Genomic DNA, 15,464 nt, shown 5'->3' on the forward strand with positions numbered 1-15,464 from the left:
TGTACGGGTGCTTGCGAGCCTACGCCGCGGCGGGGACACCGGGCTCGGTCGTTACGCGCCGTGACCGGGATGCCGCGCGCAGGTGCCGCGGCACCGCCGCGCGCTGCAGCAGCGCGAACACGCCGTCGAGCACGAGCGCCAGCGCGGCCACCGCGATCGCGCCGCCCAGCACCTGCTCGAAGCGCCGCAGCTGAAGACCCTGGATGATGTCCTCGCCCAGGCCCCCGAGGTTGACGTACGCCGCGAGCGTCACGGTCGCGACCACCTGCAGCACGGCGGAGCGGAGCCCGGCGACCAGCAGCGCGAGCCCGAGCGGCACCTCGATGCGCCACAGGATCTGCCACTCGGTCATGCCCTGCGCCCGGCCCGCGTCGATCGTCCGCCGGTCGATCGCCTCGAGCCCCGCGTAGGCCCCGGCCAGGATGGGCGGGATCGCGAGCAGCACGAACGCGATCGTCGCCGCCTCCGGCTTGCGCGTGACGCCCAGCAGCAGCACGAGCAGCAGGATGAGGCCGAACGACGGAATCGCGCGGGCGGCGCCCGAGACCCCCACCGCGAGCTCGCGTCCCCGGCCCGTGTGCCCGATCGCCCAGCCCGCGGGGATCGCGACGGCGGCCGCGATCACGACCGCCAAGAACGTGTAGCCGAGGTGCACGAGCACGGCCTCGGGCAGCGGATGGGAGCCCGCCAGCCGCTCGGGAGAGAACAGCCAGGCGAACGCCTCCAGCAGCAGGTTCACGCCTTCGCCCCCTTCGGCGCCGACGCCCGCGCCCATGGCAGCAGCAGGCGGCCGGCCAGCACGAGCAGCACATCGACGACGAGCGCCACGACCGCCACCGCGACGACGCCCGCCAGGATCTCCTCGACGATCCGCCGCTGGAAGCCGTTCGTGAACAGGTAACCGAGGTTCGTGACGCCGATCAGGATCCCGACCGTGGCCAGCGCGATCGTGCTCACGGCCGCGACGCGCAGCCCGGCGAGGATCACGGGGCCCGCCAGCGGCAGCTCGACGCCCCACAGTCGCCGCGCCGTCCCGTAGCCCATCGCGACGGCGGCCCGGCGCACGTCGTCGTCGACCGAGTCGAAGCCGTCGGCGACCGAGCGCACCAGGATCGCGACCGCGTAGATCGTCAGCGCCAGCACGAGGTTCAGCTCGCTGAGCGCGCTGATGCCGAAGATCACCGGCAGCAGGGGCAGCAGCGCGAGCGACGGCAGCGTGTACAGCAGGCCGGTCACGACGATGATCGGCCCGCGCACGGCGCGCCAGCGGTGCGCGATCCAGCCGAGCGGCAACGACAGCAGCAGCCCCCACAGGATCGGTAGCAGGCTCTGCCGCAGGTGCTCTGCGGTCAGCGACAGGATCAGCCCGACGTTGTCGGCGATCCAGGTCATCCGCGCTCCCCGGTCCGCAGCACGCCCTGCACCCGCCCGGCGGCGTCGACCACGACGGTGCTGTCGCCCTCGGTTCGCAGGCTGAGCTCGCGGCTCCCGCCGCCCACGAAGTCGGCGACGAAGTCGTCGGCGGGGGCTGCGAGGATCTGCGCGGGCGTGCCGCGCTGCACGATCCGGCCGCCGGTCGCGAGGATCACGACCTCGTCGCCGAGGAGGAACGCCTCCTCGACGTCGTGCGTGACGAACAGGATCGTCTTGCCGAGCTCCTGCTGCAGCCGCAGCAGCTCCTGCTGCAGCTCGCGACGCACGATCGGGTCGACCGCGCCGAACGGCTCGTCCATCAGCAGGATGTTCGGATCCGCGGCGAGCGCGCGCGCCACGCCGACGCGCTGCTGCTGGCCGCCGGACAGCTGCGACGGATACCGGTTCGCGAGCCGCGGGTCCAGGCCGACGGTCTCCATCAGCTCGGCGGCGCGCTCGCGCGCGGCGCGCCGCGGCGTGCCGGTCAGCACCGGCACGGTGGCGATGTTGTCGATCACGCGCACGTGCGGCAGCAGGCCCGCCTGCTGCATGACGTACCCGATCCCGCGCCGCAGGGCGACGGGATCCTTCTCGCGCACGTCCTCGTCGTCGATCAGCACGCTGCCCGAGGTGGGATCGACCATCCGGTTCACCATGCGCAGCAGCGTGGTCTTGCCGGATCCGGACGACCCCAGCAGCACGACCGAGCGGTGCGACGGCACCGTGAGGCTGACATCGTCGACCGCGACGATCTCGCCGGCGCCGTCCGGGTACGCCTTGCGGACGGATCGGAACTCGATGCCCACGGGTCTCCTGTCGTCGTCGTATCCCCGGGAGCCTACCGGCCGGTGCGGACGCCGGGCCGATCGCGTCGGAGTGCTACGGGAGGACGGCGACCTGACGCCCGTCGAAGGCGACGTAGCCCGCGAAGTCCACGCCCACGCGCTCGATCGCGCTGTGCATGGGCGTGGGATAGCTCCAGGCCGCGTCGACCCCCTCGTCGTGCACGTCGCCCTGGCTGTGGCGCAGCGTCCAGTACTGGCACTCGCCCTTCCACGGGCACGTGTAGGGCGTCGGGCTGGCGTGGAACATCGTGCGCTCGAGGGTGTCCGGCGGGAAGTAGGAGTTGCCCTCGATCACGACGATCCGCTCGTCCGGGGAATCGGCGACCACGTGGTCGCGCCAGAGTGCGCGCATGCTGCGAGCGTAACGCCGATCGTCGGCACGCGGCAGACGTCGAGCCACACGAGCGCAGCCCGCGTGAACGCGCAGCGCCTGCGAGCGAACCGAACCGCAGCCGGCGTCGCCCCATGCGAGCACCCCCCGGGCGCGCAGCGTCTGCGAGCGAAGCGAGCGTGCCCCGGATGGGGCCCGCGGCGCGAAGCGCTGCCGGCGATGGAGCGACGCGACAGCGCCCTCGCTCGCAAGGGCGCCGCTTGCGGCCCCGCGGCGTGCGAGAAGAAGAAAAGTCAGCTGATGATGCGGGCGCCCGGGACGGGACCGTGCACGTGCTGCGCCGCGAAGTCGACCGCCTCCAGTTCGGTGCGCAGCTCGAGGGCGTGCTCGGACGAGGCGCACAGGAACGCGAGCGTGGGGCCGGACCCCGAGACGATCCCCGCGAGCGCGCCCGAGGCCTCGCCGTGCTCCAGCACGGCCGCGAGATCGGGGCGCAGGCGCAGGGTGGCGACCTGCAGGTCGTTGCGCAGCGCCGCCGCGAGCATCGCCGCGTCGCCGGCGCGCAAGGCGTGCAGCACCTCGACGTCGACCGACGGGCGCTGCACCACCGGCCCGATGTCGACCTTGTGCCGCTCGCGGTGGGCGTCGAGCTCGCCGTAGACCTTGGGCGTCGACACGCCCTCGTCACTCGTGACCAGCACCCAGTCGAACCGTCCGCGCGCGAGCGCGGGGTTCAGCACGTCGCCGCGGCCCGTGCCGACCGCCGTGCCGCCCTTGAGCGCGAACGGCACGTCCGCGCCGAGACGCGCGGCCAGGCGATGCAGCTCGGGACCGGTCAGCCGGGTGTCCCACAGCGCGTCGCACGCCAGCAGCGCCGCGGCGGCGTCCGCAGATCCGCCGCCCATCCCGCCCGCTACCGGCACCTGCTTGTGCACGTCGAGGTGCACGCCGCCCTCGTAGCCCGCGGCGTCCGCGAGCAGCATCGCGGCGCGCAGCGCGAGGTTGCGCTCGTCCGTCGGCACGCCGTCCAGGTCCACGTCGCCCGTGACGGACAGGCTGAACCCCTCCGCGGGCGTCGCGACGACGTCCTCGTAGAGCGACACGGCCTGGAACGCCGTGGCGAGCTCGTGGTACCCGTCGCCCTGCAGCGCGCCCACCTCGAGGTAGACGTTGATCTTGCCCGGTGCGCGCACGCGCACCGACGGGATCTCCTCGGCGAACGTCACGTCGCCTCGCTGCGCTCGCTCGATGCGGCGCATGCGTCGGGGTCCCGCGGGGCGTGGTTCACCCCCACAGGCTATCCGTCAGACGGCGCGGGCGATTCGCACGAAGTCGTCGATCGACAGCTCCTCGCCGCGCGCGGTGGGCGCGACGCCGGCCCGCTCGAGCACCTCGGTCGCCCCCGCGGCGGTGCCTCCGAGCACGCCCGCGAGGGCCTGGCGCAGCATCTTGCGGCGCTGCTGGAACGCCGCGTCGACGATCCGGAAGGTCAGGATCCGCTCGGCTTCCGTGCCGCGCGGCTCGGGATCGCGCGTGAAGCCGACCAGCACGCTGTCGACGTTCGGCACGGGCCAGAACACCTGGCGCGACACCGTACCGGCGAGCCGCCACGGGCCGTACCACGCGGCCTTCACGCTCGGCGCGCCGTAGACCTTGCTGCCGGGCGCGGCCGCGATCCGCTCGCCGACCTCGGCCTGCACCATCACGACGCCGCGCTGCAGGTACGCGAACGTCTCCATGAAGTGCAGCAGGACCGGCACCGACACGTTGTACGGCAGGTTCGCGACCAGCACGGTCGGATCGCCCGGCAGCTCGGTCACGCGCAGGGCGTCGGCGTCGACCACCGTCAGCGCGCCCTCGGGCACGCCGTGCTCCGCGGCGGTCTCCGGAAGCCGCGCCGCGAGCCGGTGGTCGATCTCGACCGCGGTGACGGACGCGCCCGTCTCCAGGATCGCGAGGGTCAGCGATCCGAGACCCGGTCCGACCTCGACCACCCGGTCGTCCGGATGCACGCCCGCGACGTGCACGATCTTGCGCACGGTGTTGGCGTCGACGACGAAGTTCTGCCCGAGCTTCTTGGTGGGCGTGACGTCGAGCGACGCGGCGAGCGAGCGGATCTCGGTGGGCCCGAGCAGAGTGACCATCCGTCTATTGTCGCGGGTCGCTCAGAACGGCCCGTACACCGCGACGGTGTTGGCGGCGAGCCGCGCGCACAGCTCGTCGACGTCCACGCCGAGCTCGGCGGCCATGAAGCGCACCGTCACAGGCACCAGGTACGGCGCGTTCGGGCGGCCGCGGTGCGGCACCGGCGTGAGGAACGGCGCGTCGGTCTCCACGAGGATCCGCTCGAGCGGCGTCACGGCGAGCGCGTCCCGCAGGTTCTGCGCGTTCTTGAACGTGAGGTTGCCCGCGAACGACAGGAAGTAGCCGGCGTCGGCGGCCTCGCGCGCCATGTCGGCGTCGCCCGAGAAGCAGTGGAACACGGTGCGCTCGGGCGCGCCGACGCGGGCGAGGGTGTCCAGCACGTCGCGGTGCGCGTCGCGATCGTGGATCTGCATCGCGAGGCCGTGCTTCTTGGCGAGCGCGATGTGCGCCTCGAACGACGCGAGCTGCGCGGGGCGCCCCGGTTCGTCCGTGCGGAAGTAGTCGAGCCCGGTCTCGCCGATGGCGCGCACGCGCGGGCGCGCGGCGAGCTCGTCCATCACCGCGAGGGCCTCGTCGAGACGGCCGGCCTCGGCGTACACGGGCGCGTCGTTGGGGTGGATCGCCACGGCCGCGAGCACGCGCGGGTGCGCCTCGGCCGCCGCGACGGCCCAGCGCGAGGACTCGATGTCGCCCGACGCCTGCACGACGCCCGCGATGCCCACCGCGAGCGCGCGCTCAAGCTGCTCCTCGAGCGTGAGCGACTCGTCGCCGTCCGCGATCTCGAGGTGCGCGTGGTTGTCGTACACGGGCACGGCGAGCGGCTCGGGCGCATCCGGGTAGCGGATGTCCCGCCGGCCGTCCTTCGTCCGCTCGCGGACGTACGTCTCCGGGGTCTCCGGCGAGCTCACGTCAGTCGGCCTGCTCGATGCGCGGGAACAGCGGCGCGAGCGCCTCGGTCGCCGTGCCCGCGGGCAGCACGCCCCACGCGCCGGCGTCGCGGATCGGCTGCGCGCCGAGCGCGCCGAGCGCCTGCGCGGCGCCGAGCGCCGTCCACAGCTTCGCGGTGGCCTGCGGCATGATCGGCGACAGCAGCACGGCGAGGGCGCGCAGGCCCTCGGCGCACGTGTACAGCACGGTCGCGAGGCGCTCGCGCTGGGCCTCGTCCTTGGCGAGCACCCACGGCGCGGTGTCCGTGATGTAGCCGTTCAGCTCGTCCACGATCGTCCAGATCGACCGGATGGCCTCGTCGATCCGGAAGCGCTCGATCGCCGCGTCCGCGCGCGTTGCGGCATCCGCCACCGTCTTCTGGATCGCGAGGTCGACATCCGCGTACGTGCCCGCCTCGGGGACGGATCCGTCGAAGTAGCGCCCGATCATCGCGATCGTGCGCGAGGCGAGGTTGCCGAAGCCGTTCGCGAGCTCGGCCTGGTAGCGCGCCGAGAGGTCCTCCCAGGAGAAGGAGCCGTCCTGGCCGAAGGCGATGGCGGAGAGGAAGTAGAAGCGGAACGCGTCGCTGCCGAAGGTCTCCACCAGCGTCTCGGGCGCGATGCCCGTGGCCTTGGACTTCGACATCTTCTCGCCGCCGACCAGCAGCCAGCCGTGCGCGAAGACGCCCTTGGGCACGTCGAGCCCGGCGGCCATGAGCATGGCGGGCCAGATCACGGCGTGGAAGCGCAGGATGTCCTTGCCCACGACGTGGTAGCCGGGCCAGCGGCGGTCGAAGCTCTCCTGGTCGGCGCCGTACCCCACGCCCGTCGCGTAGTTGAGCAGCGCGTCGATCCACACGTACAGGACGTGGGACGTGTCCCACGGGATCGGGATGCCCCAGTCGAACGCCGAGCGCGAGATCGACAGGTCCTTGAGTCCCTGCTGCACGAAGGCGACGACCTCGTTGCGCGCCGACTCGGGCTGCACGAAGGCGGGCTCGTCGCGGTAGAGCGCGAGCAGGCGGTCCTGGAACTCGCTGAGCTTGAAGAAGTAGTTCTTCTCGTGCAGCAGCTCGAGCGGCTTGGAGTGGATCGCGCAGACCTTGAGCCCCTCGAACGGGCCCGTGCCGTCGACGATCTCGCTCTCGGGCTTGAACTCCTCGCAGCCCACGCAGTACAGGGCCTCGTACTCGCCCGCGTACACGTAGCCGCGGTCGTAGATCGTCTGCCAGAACTTCTGGGCGTTGGTCTCGTGCCGCTCCTGCGTGGTGCGGATGAAGTCGTCGTTCGCGACATCCAGCGTCTTCAGCAGCGGGAACCACGCCTCGGTGACGAGCTTGTCGACCCATTCCTGCGGCGTGACGCCGTTCGCCGCGGCGGCGCGCATCATCTTCTGGCCGTGCTCGTCGGTGCCCGTGAGCATCCACGCGTCGTCGCCCGCCTGACGGTGCCAGCGCGCGAGCGCATCCACCGCCACGGTCGTGTACCCGTGGCCGATGTGGGGCACATCGCTCGGGTAGTAGATCGGCGTGGTGATGTAGAACGAACGGCCGGAAGTCACCCGTTCATCCTAGTTTGGCCATGACGTCGTGTTACGCCAAGGGCAGGGACGGCGCGAGCTTCTGCAGGCGCGTGTTGGCGGCCAGCAGCGCGTCGTAGAGCTCGTCGAACAGCGGCCGCAGCGTCGCGTAGACGGCCGCGTCCGCGGCGCGGTTGCGGATCTCGTGGCTGACGGGGATCAGGTCGGCCGCCACGTCGATCGACTCGATCAGGCCCAGCGCCTGCATACCGAGCAGCGCGGCGCCGAAACCGGAGCCCTCCTGCTCCTCGAGCATGCCGACGGGCGACCCGAGCGCGTCCGCGAGCGTCTGCTGCCACAGCGGATGCTGCATCACGCCGCCCGTGGCCCGGATCTCGTCGATCTCGAGCCCCGCCGCGCGCATCGAGTGCAGCACGAGCGACAGCTGCAGCGCGACGCCCTCGACCGCGGCCCGCACCAGATGCTCGCGCTTGTGGGCCCGCGTCAGGCCGACGTACGCGCCGCGCGCGACGCTCGACCAGTGCGGGGCGCGCTCGCTCAGCAGGTACGGCAGCATCAGCAGCCCGCCGGATCCGGCCGGCACCGCGGCGGCCTCGTCGAGGAGCTGCGGGGTCGGCACCTCCGATCCGGCGATCTCCGAGCGCACCCAGTCGAGCACGACGCCGCCGTTGTTGATGGCGCCGCCGATCACCCAGCGGTCCTCCGTGAGGGCGTAGCAGAACACGCCGCCGCGCGGATCGACCGCGGGACGGTCCACGGCGACGCGCAGCGCGCCGCTCGTGCCGATGGAGCACGCCGCGACGCCGGGGCGCACGGCGCCGACGCCGAGGTTCGCGAGCGGCCCGTCGCCCGCGCCGACGACGACCGCCGTCGCGAGGGGCAGGCCCGTCGCGGCCGCGGCCTCGTCGGTGAGCTCGTCCAGCACCGTGGTGGTCGGCACGAGCTCGGGAAGCTGATCCGCCCGGATCCCGGCGAGGTGCAGCGCCTCGCGATCCCACTCGAGCCGGTGGATGTCCATCAACCCGGACGCGGACGCGAGCGAGTGGTCCACGACGAGCGCGCCGCACATCCGCAGCAGCACCCAGTCCTTGATGCCGACCCAGAACGCCGCGGCCTGCCGGATCCGCGGCTCCTGGTCGCGGAACCACATCAGCTTGGTCAGCGGCGACATCGGATGTACCGGCGTGCCGGTGCGGCGGTGCAGCGCCAGGCCGCCCGCCGAGGCCCGCACGCGGTCGGCCTGGGACGCTGCCCGCGTGTCCGCCCAGGTGACGACGGGCGTGAGCGGCTGCAGCTCGACGTCCAGGGCCATCAGGCTGTGCATGGCGGACGAGAACGAGACGCCCGCGATGCGCGGTGTCCCGATCTCGGCCACGACCTCGCGCAGCCCCTCGTACACCGCGCCCAGGATCGCGTGCGGGTCCTGCTCGGCATGGCCCGGATGCGGCTCGTCGAGCGGGTACCCGTGCGACGACGACGCCAGCTGGCGCCCGTCCGGAGTGTAGGCGACGACCTTCGTGGCGGTCGTGCCCATGTCGACGCCGATCACGACGTCGCCCGCTCGCGTGCTCACTTCGACTCGCTTCGCTCGCTCAGTACTCGCATCCGATGCCCTGCCGATCCTGGATCAGAAGATCGCGTACACGATCAGCACGATCGCGAAGCCGACGACCGACTCGATCGCCTGCTGCACGGTCCACGTCTTCAGCGTGGTCTTGACGTCCATGTTCATGAGTCGCCCGACGAGCCAGAAGCCCGAGTCGTTCACGTGGCTGGCGAACACCGAGCCCGACGCGGCGGCCAGGGTGATCGCGGCGGTGTCGACGACGCCGAAGCCGCCGGCGGTGACCGCGGGGGCCAGCAGGCCCGCCGTGGTGACGAGCGCGACCGTGGCCGAGCCCTGCGCCACGCGCAGCGCGACGGCGATCAGGTAGGCCGCGAAGATGAGCGGGAGGCCGAGGCCGTCGAGCGTCTCCGACAGCGCGGCGCCGATGCCCGACGCGCGCAGCACGCCGCCGAACATGCCGCCGGCGCCCGTGATCAGGATCACGGAGGAGACGGTGCCGAGGGTGTTCTCGACGAGCTTCTCGAGCGCCGATCCGGTCTCGCCGCGGAACTTCCCGAGCACCAGCAGCGCGATGAGCGCCGTGATCAGCAGGGCCACGGGCGACGTGCCGATGAGCATGAGGGCCTGCACCCACACCTGCTCGCGGTCGACGGCGCCGACCGAGCCGAGCGCGTTCAGGCCCGTGTTGAGGAAGATCAGGACGAGCGGCAGCAGCAGGATCGCGACGACCGTGCCGGCCTTCGGCGGGTTCTTCGGCTGGTCCTCGTCGGTCGCGCCGAACAGCGCGGGGACGATCATCGGGTAGCGCGAGTTGACGAACTTGCCCCACAGGTAACCCGAGAGGTACCAGGCGGGGAACGCGACCACGAGGCCGATGAGCATCACGACGCCGAGGTCGGCGCCGAACAGCTCGGTCGCCGAGACCGGGCCGGGGTGCGGCGGCAGGAAGACGTGCATGACCGAGAAGGCCGCAGCCCCGGTGATGCCGTACAGCAGCAGGTTCTTGCCGCCGATGCGACGGGCGACCGCGAAGATGATCGGCAGCATGACCACGAGGCCCGCGTCGAAGAAGATCGGGAAGCCCAGGATGAGCGACGTGAGGCCGAGGGCGAACGCGGCGCGCTTCTCGCCGAAGATCGACACCATCCGGTCGGCGATGACCTTCGCGCCGCCGCTGGACTCGATGAGGCGTCCCAGGATGGCGCCGAGGCCGATCAGCAGGGCGACGGATCCGAGCGTGCCGCCGAAGTTGGCCACGAGCACGTCGTTCACGAGCACGTCCATCGGCAGTCCGGTCGCGATGGCGGTCAGCAGCGAGACGACGATGAGGACGAGGAACGCGTGCAGTCGCATCCTGATGACGAGGAACAGGATCAGGGCGACGGCCGCGGCGGCGATGCCGAGCAGCGGTCCCGCCCCGAGGGTCTGGGTCCAGTCTTCCATTGGTTTCTCCGTTGAAATCGAGGGGGCCGCGCGGCGACGCGCGGCGGACGCTGGCGTCCGATCCCGAAAGGTATTACTTATCGAGAGGATAAAGTAGCACCATTCGCCTCGAGGAGGAGGGTTCCATGGCGAGCGGAGTGCACGGAGACGTGCTCGACGGCCTGGGCCGGCGTATCGCCGCGGGCGAGCCGGCGCCGGGTTCGGTGCTCACGCTGGCGCAGCTCGAGAGCGAGGCGCGGGCCTCCCGCACGGTCGTGCGCGAGGCGGTCCGGGTGCTCGAGAGCCTCGGCATGCTCGTCTCGCGCCGCCGCGTCGGGATCACGGTGCAGCCGCGCGACCATTGGGATGCGCTCGCGCCCGCGCTCATCCGCTGGAACCTCGCCGGCCCGTACCGGCAGCAGCAGCTCGAGGCCCTCATGGAGCTGCGCGTCGCGGTCGAGCCGACGGCGGCGCGCCTTGCGGCGCGGCGCGCGACGCCCGCGCAGCGCGACGAGCTGCGGCGCCTGGCCGAGCGGCTCCGCGACCTCGGCGTCGGCGGTCGCGCCGACGCCGAGGCCTTCATGGAGACCGACGTCGACTTCCATCGCGTGCTGCTGCGGGCATCCGGAAATCCGCAGCTCGCGGCGCTCGAGGCGCCCGTCGCGGAGGAGCTGCGGGGCCGCACCCGCCTCGGCCTGCACCCGAGCGTGCCGGCGCCCGGCACGCTCGACCAGCACCTCGCCGTCGCGCTCGCGGTCGCCGCGGGCGACGCGGATGCCGCGGAGCGCCACTCCCGCGCACACCTGCACGGCGTCTGGAACGAGATCTCGGCCGATGCCGGCGTACGGGAACTGCGAGCATGACGAGCCCGGTCGTCGCGCGATCGCGCACCGCGATCTTCGATTTCGACGGCACGGTGTGCATCGGCGACGGTCCCGCTCTCGTGTACGCGCAGCGCATCGCGGAGGCGCATCCGTCGCTCGCAGACCTGCCCGACCGGCTCGCACGATGGTCGGCCGGCGAGGCGCTCGCCGGATTCGAAGGCGCCTCCGACGGATACCTGGCCGTGCAGGCCGCCGCCTCCGCCGCCGGGGTCGGCCGCGACGTCACCGACGCGGCGTTCCGGTATGCGCGCGCCCGCCTGGCCGCCGAAGGACTCGGCGTGACGACTCCCCCGGCGTTCCCGGGGCTCGCGAGCGATCTGCGCGCCGCCGGCATCGCGGTGGTGCTGGTGACCAATGCGCCCGGCGACGGTCTCGATCGCATCCTCTCGCTGCTCGGCATCGCCGCGAGCTTCGACGAGGTGATCGCCGACGCCCGGAAGCCGGGCGGCCTCGACGGGGTGCTCGACCTGCTCCCGCACCCCGTGACGCATGCGCGGGTGCTCAGCGTGGGAGACATCTGGGTGAACGACCTCGCGGTGCCGCGCGACCGGGGGGCGGCGACGGCCCTGATCGATCCGTTCGGCCGCGGGGGCGGGGAGCCGGATGCGCGGGGGTCGTCGCTCGACGCACTGGCGCCCTGGATCCGCTCCTGGGCCGGGATCGACGCGGACGCAGGACGGTCTCCCGTTACGAGTTCGTGAACGATCGGTGTCGCGGCGGTGGCCGGGGCTATGTTCGGACTCGCCGGCGGCCTCGTCCCCACCGACGCCGATCCGCCGAGATCCGCACCCCGCAGCGACCATCCCCCCAGGAGCACGCATGAAGTTCAGGGCACCCACCGCAGTCCTCGCCGCCGCCGCCACCGCGATCGTCCTCGCGGGCTGCGGTGGCGGTCCGAGCACCTCCACCAGCCCGACGGACGGCACCGGCGATGCAGCCGAGCCCACCGAGCTCGTGCTCGGCCTCGTGCCGTCGCAGGACGTCGACCAGCTCGTGCTCGACGCAGAGGACCTCGGGACGATGCTCTCGGACGAGCTGGGCATCCCGGTCACGGCCGAGGTGTCGAGCGACTACACGGCTCTGGTCACGGCGATGCAGGCCGGTCAGGCCCAGATCGGCATGTTCGGCCCGATCGCCCTCGTCCAGGCGGCGGACGAGGCCGGCGCGGTGCCGATCCTGCAGTCGGTGCGGTACGGCTCCTCCACCTACGTCACGCAGTGGTTCACCGCGGACACCGATCGGTTCTGCCTCGACGACGTCGTGACCGACGACGAGGGATACACGTTCTGCAACGGCACCGATCAGGCCGAGTCGGGCCCGGTCGGCGAGGAGGCCCTGGAGCAGATCACCGCCGACGAGACGATCGCGTTCGTCGACGAGGGCAGCGCCTCCGGGTACTACTACCCGGCGACCCAGCTGCAGCAGGTGGCGGGCATCGACCCGCTCGACCTGTCGAACGCGTTCTTCGCCGGCGGCCACCCGAATGCGGTGCTGGCGGTCGCCAACGGCGACGCGACCGTCGGCGTGAGCTTCAACGACGCCCGCACCGAGGTGGTCGAGGAGAACCCGACCATCGGCGAGGACCTCACGGTGTTCGCCTGGTCGACGGACATTCCGAACGACGGCGTCGCCGTCTCCGCGGATCTTTCCGAGGAATGGCAGCAGAAGATCTCCGACGCGTTCCTGGCGATCGCCGACACGGACGAAGGCGTCGAGGTGCTGCAGGCCGTGTACAACATCGACGGCCTCGTCGCCGCTGACCTGGACGCGCTCGACGCTGCGCGTCAGGTCGAGGCGAACTTCGGCGGCGAGTGATCCACCGGCCCGGCCGCCCGTCCCGACGGGCGGCCCGGCCCCGTCTTCCGAGGCACCACCTGTGATCGAGTTCAAGGACGTCACCGTCCGCTACCCCACCGGCACGAAGGGTCTCGACGGCGTGACGCTGCGGATCCCGCGCGGCCAGTTCGTCGTCGTCGTCGGCCTCTCCGGCGCCGGCAAGTCGACGTTGATCCGTGCCGTGAACGGCATCGTCCGCACGGCCTCGGGCGCGCTGTCCGTCGACGGCCAGCGGGTCGACGGCGCCCGCGGCCGCGCCCTGCGGCTGCTGCGCGCGCGCATCGGCATGATCTTCCAGTCGTTCAACCTCGTCGAGCGCTCGACGGTTCTGAACAACGTGCTGACCGGGCGACTGCACGCGACGTCGTGGTGGCGCGCGCTTCTCGGCGCGTGGCGCCGGGAGGACGTCGAGCTCGCGTTCGAGGCCCTCGAACGCGTCGGCATCGTGGACAAGGCGTACAACCGCGCGTCGACGCTGTCCGGTGGACAGCAGCAGCGCGTCGCCATCGCCCGCGCCCTCGCTCAGCAGCCCGCCGTGATCCTCGCGGACGAGCCGGTGGCTTCGCTGGACCCGCCCACGGCGAACATGGTGATGCGGGACCTCCAGCGGATCAATCGGGACCTGGGCATCACGACCGTGGTCAATCTGCACTTCCTCGACCTCGCCACGCGATATGCAGACCGGATCATCGGCATGCGCGCCGGACGGGTCGTGTTCGACGGCACCGCCGAGGAGGCGGACGAGGCCGCCTTCGAGCAGATCTACGGTCGCGCGCTGAACGCGGAGGACCTGCTCCCCGGCCCGGTTCAGGTCGATCTGGACGCGGACACGACGGAGCCATGGTGAGCACCGCGTCCCCCGCGACGCGGCCCGTGAAGCCGCGCCCTCGTCTCCTCTTCCTCCTCGTCGCGCTCGCGGCCGTGGCCATGACCGTGTGGTCCGCGCTGCGCATCGACTTCACGATCGAGCCGCTGTTCGTCGGAAACCCGCGCGCGTGGGGCATCGTCGAGCAGTACCTCTCCCCGAACTGGGCCTTTCTCGCTCGACCCGCCGTCATGTCGGCGTGGACCCAGACGCTCGTGATGGCGATCCTGGCCACGCTTCTCGGCGCGGCGGTCGGCCTCGTGTTCGCCCTTCTCGCCTCCCGCATCACGAACCGGTCGCCGTGGTTCCTGCGGCTGATCCGCTGGTTCCTCTCCGTCCTGCGCTCGCTGCCCGAGATCGGCTACGCGTATCTCATGGTCGCGATGGTCTCCACGGGCACCTTGGCCGGCCTGCTGGCCCTGGCGGTGTTCAACACGGGCATCATCGCGAAGCTCACGAGCGAGACGGTCGATGCCGTCGCCGGCGGGCCGCTCGAGGCGGCTGACGCGGCCGGTGCCACGACGTTCCAGCGGTCGGTCACCGCCGTGCTGCCGCAGGTCTGGCCCGGGTTCCTGTCCTACGTCCTGTACGTGTTCGAGATGAACCTGCGCGCCTCGGCCATCATCGGCCTGGTCGGTGCGGGCGGCATCGGATCGCTCATCAACGTCGAGCGCGCGCGATTCCACTACGACAACGTCTCGGTGATGGTGATCGGCCTGATCGTGATCGTGATCGCACTGGACATCGCGTCGCGGTCGCTGCGCCGGAGGCTGATCTGATGGACGCGCACGCCGCCGCGACACGGACACCGGGCCGGGACGTCGACCGCCCCGTGCGGCCCGCGGCGCCGCCCAAGTGGCCCGCGACCGCGGCCTGGCTCGGCGCCGCGATCCTCGTCGTCGTCTGCGTGTGGCTGGTCGACGCCAACTGGACGCGCCTGCTGGGCCTGCCGGAGGCAGTCCTGCGCTATGCCGACCTCCTGTCGCAGGGGCTCTTCCTCAACCCGTTCCAGGATCCGCAGACGGAGTGGTGGACGGTCGCATTCGGCTTCATGCTCGACTCCGTGACGATCGCCTGGATCGGCACGTTGATCGGGGCCGTGCTCTCGCTGCCCCTCGGGTTCCTCGCCGCACGGAACGTCGCGCCCGCATGGATCGTCGCAATCGCGCGCACGATCCTGAACGTCGTGAGGGCGATCCCCGAGTTCATCCTCGCGATCGTGTTCCTCCTTCCCCTGTGGGGCTTCCACCCCGCCGCGGGCGCGATCGCCCTGGGGATCGGCTCCGTGGGCACGCTCGGCAAGCTCACGAGCGAGGCGATCGAGGGTCTCCGGCCGGGGCCCGTCGAGGCCCTCCGTGCGGCCGGCGCCGGTCAGCTCGCCGTGCTGCGGTGGGGCATGCTGCCCCAGGTTCTGCCCGAGATCATCGCCTTCTGGCTCTACCGATTCGAGATCAACATCCGCGCGGGCGCGATCCTCGGTGCGCTGGGCCTCGGCGGCATCGGCTTCCTGCTCGAGCAGCTCTTCAACGGTCGCGAATGGGCGCGCCTCGGCGTCGCCCTGGTGGTGACGATCGTGGTGACGATCGTGGTGGACCAGATCTCCGCCGTCGTGCGGCACCGGATCATCGGAGACGACATCGGCGAGGGCCGAGCGACCGCGGTGTGAGCACGGGTGCCCGGCGGGATCGGG

At 71.9% G+C, this 15,464-nt stretch carries 16 protein-coding genes; 6 read left to right on the top strand and 10 right to left on the bottom strand.

What is annotated here, in order from left to right; translation table 11 throughout:
- Positions 1-19 precede the first annotated feature (19 nt).
- The 10 genes from AAD528_RS05670 to AAD528_RS05715 form a co-directional block, all read right to left on the bottom strand.
- Positions 20-739: an ABC transporter permease gene (locus tag AAD528_RS05670; RefSeq protein ID WP_345751071.1), complete on the bottom strand. Its 720-nt coding sequence runs from the start codon at positions 737-739 to the stop codon at positions 20-22.
- Entirely contained in the window at positions 736-1,392 is a 657-nt protein-coding gene (locus AAD528_RS05675) for an ABC transporter permease (protein ID WP_345751072.1), read from the bottom strand. Before AAD528_RS05675 ends, AAD528_RS05670 begins: the two co-directional genes overlap by 4 nt.
- Positions 1,389-2,219, bottom strand: a complete 831-nt coding sequence (locus tag AAD528_RS05680; RefSeq protein ID WP_345751073.1) for an ABC transporter ATP-binding protein — start codon at positions 2,217-2,219, stop codon at positions 1,389-1,391. The genes AAD528_RS05675 and AAD528_RS05680 overlap by 4 nt, the downstream gene beginning before the upstream one ends.
- Positions 2,220-2,292: 73 nt before the next feature.
- Positions 2,293-2,610 (bottom strand): DUF427 domain-containing protein, encoded by a 318-nt coding sequence (locus AAD528_RS05685; RefSeq protein WP_345751074.1) that lies wholly within the window; start codon positions 2,608-2,610, stop codon positions 2,293-2,295.
- Positions 2,611-2,882: 272 nt separating this feature from the next.
- Entirely contained in the window at positions 2,883-3,815 is a 933-nt protein-coding gene (locus AAD528_RS05690) for a 4-(cytidine 5'-diphospho)-2-C-methyl-D-erythritol kinase (protein WP_345751075.1), read from the bottom strand.
- A 78-nt stretch (positions 3,816-3,893) separates the two neighbouring features.
- Complete coding sequence (gene rsmA, locus AAD528_RS05695; protein ID WP_345751076.1) at positions 3,894-4,733, bottom strand: 16S rRNA (adenine(1518)-N(6)/adenine(1519)-N(6))-dimethyltransferase RsmA; 840 nt, start codon at positions 4,731-4,733, stop codon at positions 3,894-3,896.
- Between the two features lie 21 nt (positions 4,734-4,754).
- Positions 4,755-5,642 carry a TatD family hydrolase gene (locus AAD528_RS05700; RefSeq protein ID WP_345751077.1) on the bottom strand — a complete coding sequence of 296 codons (888 nt, stop codon included), beginning with the start codon at positions 5,640-5,642 and terminating at the stop codon, positions 4,755-4,757.
- A gap of 1 nt (position 5,643) precedes the next feature.
- Entirely contained in the window at positions 5,644-7,221 is a 1,578-nt protein-coding gene (metG, locus tag AAD528_RS05705; protein ID WP_345751078.1) for a methionine--tRNA ligase, read from the bottom strand.
- Between the two features lie 31 nt (positions 7,222-7,252).
- The gene (locus AAD528_RS05710; protein WP_345751079.1) at positions 7,253-8,773 is read right to left on the bottom strand and encodes a gluconokinase; all 1,521 of its coding nucleotides are present in this window, start codon (positions 8,771-8,773) and stop codon (positions 7,253-7,255) included.
- Positions 8,774-8,827: 54 nt separating this feature from the next.
- Positions 8,828-10,210, bottom strand: coding sequence for a GntP family permease (locus tag AAD528_RS05715; RefSeq protein WP_345751080.1), 1,383 nt, complete (start codon positions 10,208-10,210; stop codon positions 8,828-8,830).
- Positions 10,211-10,335: 125 nt separating this feature from the next.
- Between AAD528_RS05715 and AAD528_RS05720 the strand changes: the two genes are divergently transcribed.
- The 6 genes from AAD528_RS05720 (at position 10,336) to phnE (AAD528_RS05745) (ending at position 15,440) form a co-directional block, all read left to right on the top strand.
- Entirely contained in the window at positions 10,336-11,052 is a 717-nt protein-coding gene (locus tag AAD528_RS05720; RefSeq protein ID WP_345751081.1) for a FadR/GntR family transcriptional regulator, read from the top strand.
- Entirely contained in the window at positions 11,049-11,774 is a 726-nt protein-coding gene (locus AAD528_RS05725) for an HAD family hydrolase (protein ID WP_345751082.1), read from the top strand. The genes AAD528_RS05720 and AAD528_RS05725 overlap by 4 nt, the downstream gene beginning before the upstream one ends.
- Before the next feature lie 118 nt (positions 11,775-11,892).
- Positions 11,893-12,888 (top strand): phosphate/phosphite/phosphonate ABC transporter substrate-binding protein, encoded by a 996-nt coding sequence (locus tag AAD528_RS05730; RefSeq protein WP_345751083.1) that lies wholly within the window; start codon positions 11,893-11,895, stop codon positions 12,886-12,888.
- A 61-nt stretch (positions 12,889-12,949) separates the two neighbouring features.
- Entirely contained in the window at positions 12,950-13,756 is an 807-nt protein-coding gene (phnC, locus tag AAD528_RS05735; RefSeq protein ID WP_345751084.1) for a phosphonate ABC transporter ATP-binding protein, read from the top strand.
- On the top strand, positions 13,753-14,553 hold the full coding sequence (phnE, locus tag AAD528_RS05740; protein WP_345751085.1) for a phosphonate ABC transporter, permease protein PhnE: 801 nt from the start codon (positions 13,753-13,755) through the stop codon (positions 14,551-14,553). Before phnC ends, phnE (AAD528_RS05740) begins: the two co-directional genes overlap by 4 nt.
- Positions 14,553-15,440, top strand: a complete 888-nt coding sequence (gene phnE, locus AAD528_RS05745; protein WP_345751086.1) for a phosphonate ABC transporter, permease protein PhnE — start codon at positions 14,553-14,555, stop codon at positions 15,438-15,440. The genes phnE (AAD528_RS05740) and phnE (AAD528_RS05745) overlap by 1 nt, the downstream gene beginning before the upstream one ends.
- The last annotated feature ends 24 nt before the right edge of the window (positions 15,441-15,464 follow it).

Origin of the sequence: Microbacterium rhizophilum, from assembly GCF_039605615.1 — a bacterium.
Lineage (GTDB): Bacteria > Actinomycetota > Actinomycetes > Actinomycetales > Microbacteriaceae > Microbacterium > Microbacterium rhizophilus.

Excerpts from the sequence above, each read along its gene's own strand:
- AAD528_RS05675 (WP_345751072.1), bottom strand. The coding sequence starts at position 1,392 with ATGACCTGGATCGCCGACAACGTCGGGCTGATCCTGTCGCTGACCGCA.
- AAD528_RS05685 (WP_345751074.1), bottom strand. The coding sequence starts at position 2,610 with ATGCGCGCACTCTGGCGCGACCACGTGGTCGCCGATTCCCCGGACGAG.
- rsmA (WP_345751076.1), bottom strand. The coding sequence starts at position 4,733 with ATGGTCACTCTGCTCGGGCCCACCGAGATCCGCTCGCTCGCCGCGTCG.
- AAD528_RS05715 (WP_345751080.1), bottom strand. The coding sequence starts at position 10,210 with ATGGAAGACTGGACCCAGACCCTCGGGGCGGGACCGCTGCTCGGCATC.
- AAD528_RS05720 (WP_345751081.1), top strand. The coding sequence starts at position 10,336 with ATGGCGAGCGGAGTGCACGGAGACGTGCTCGACGGCCTGGGCCGGCGT.
- AAD528_RS05725 (WP_345751082.1), top strand. The coding sequence starts at position 11,049 with ATGACGAGCCCGGTCGTCGCGCGATCGCGCACCGCGATCTTCGATTTC.
- AAD528_RS05730 (WP_345751083.1), top strand. The coding sequence starts at position 11,893 with ATGAAGTTCAGGGCACCCACCGCAGTCCTCGCCGCCGCCGCCACCGCG.
- phnE (WP_345751086.1), top strand. The coding sequence starts at position 14,553 with ATGGACGCGCACGCCGCCGCGACACGGACACCGGGCCGGGACGTCGAC.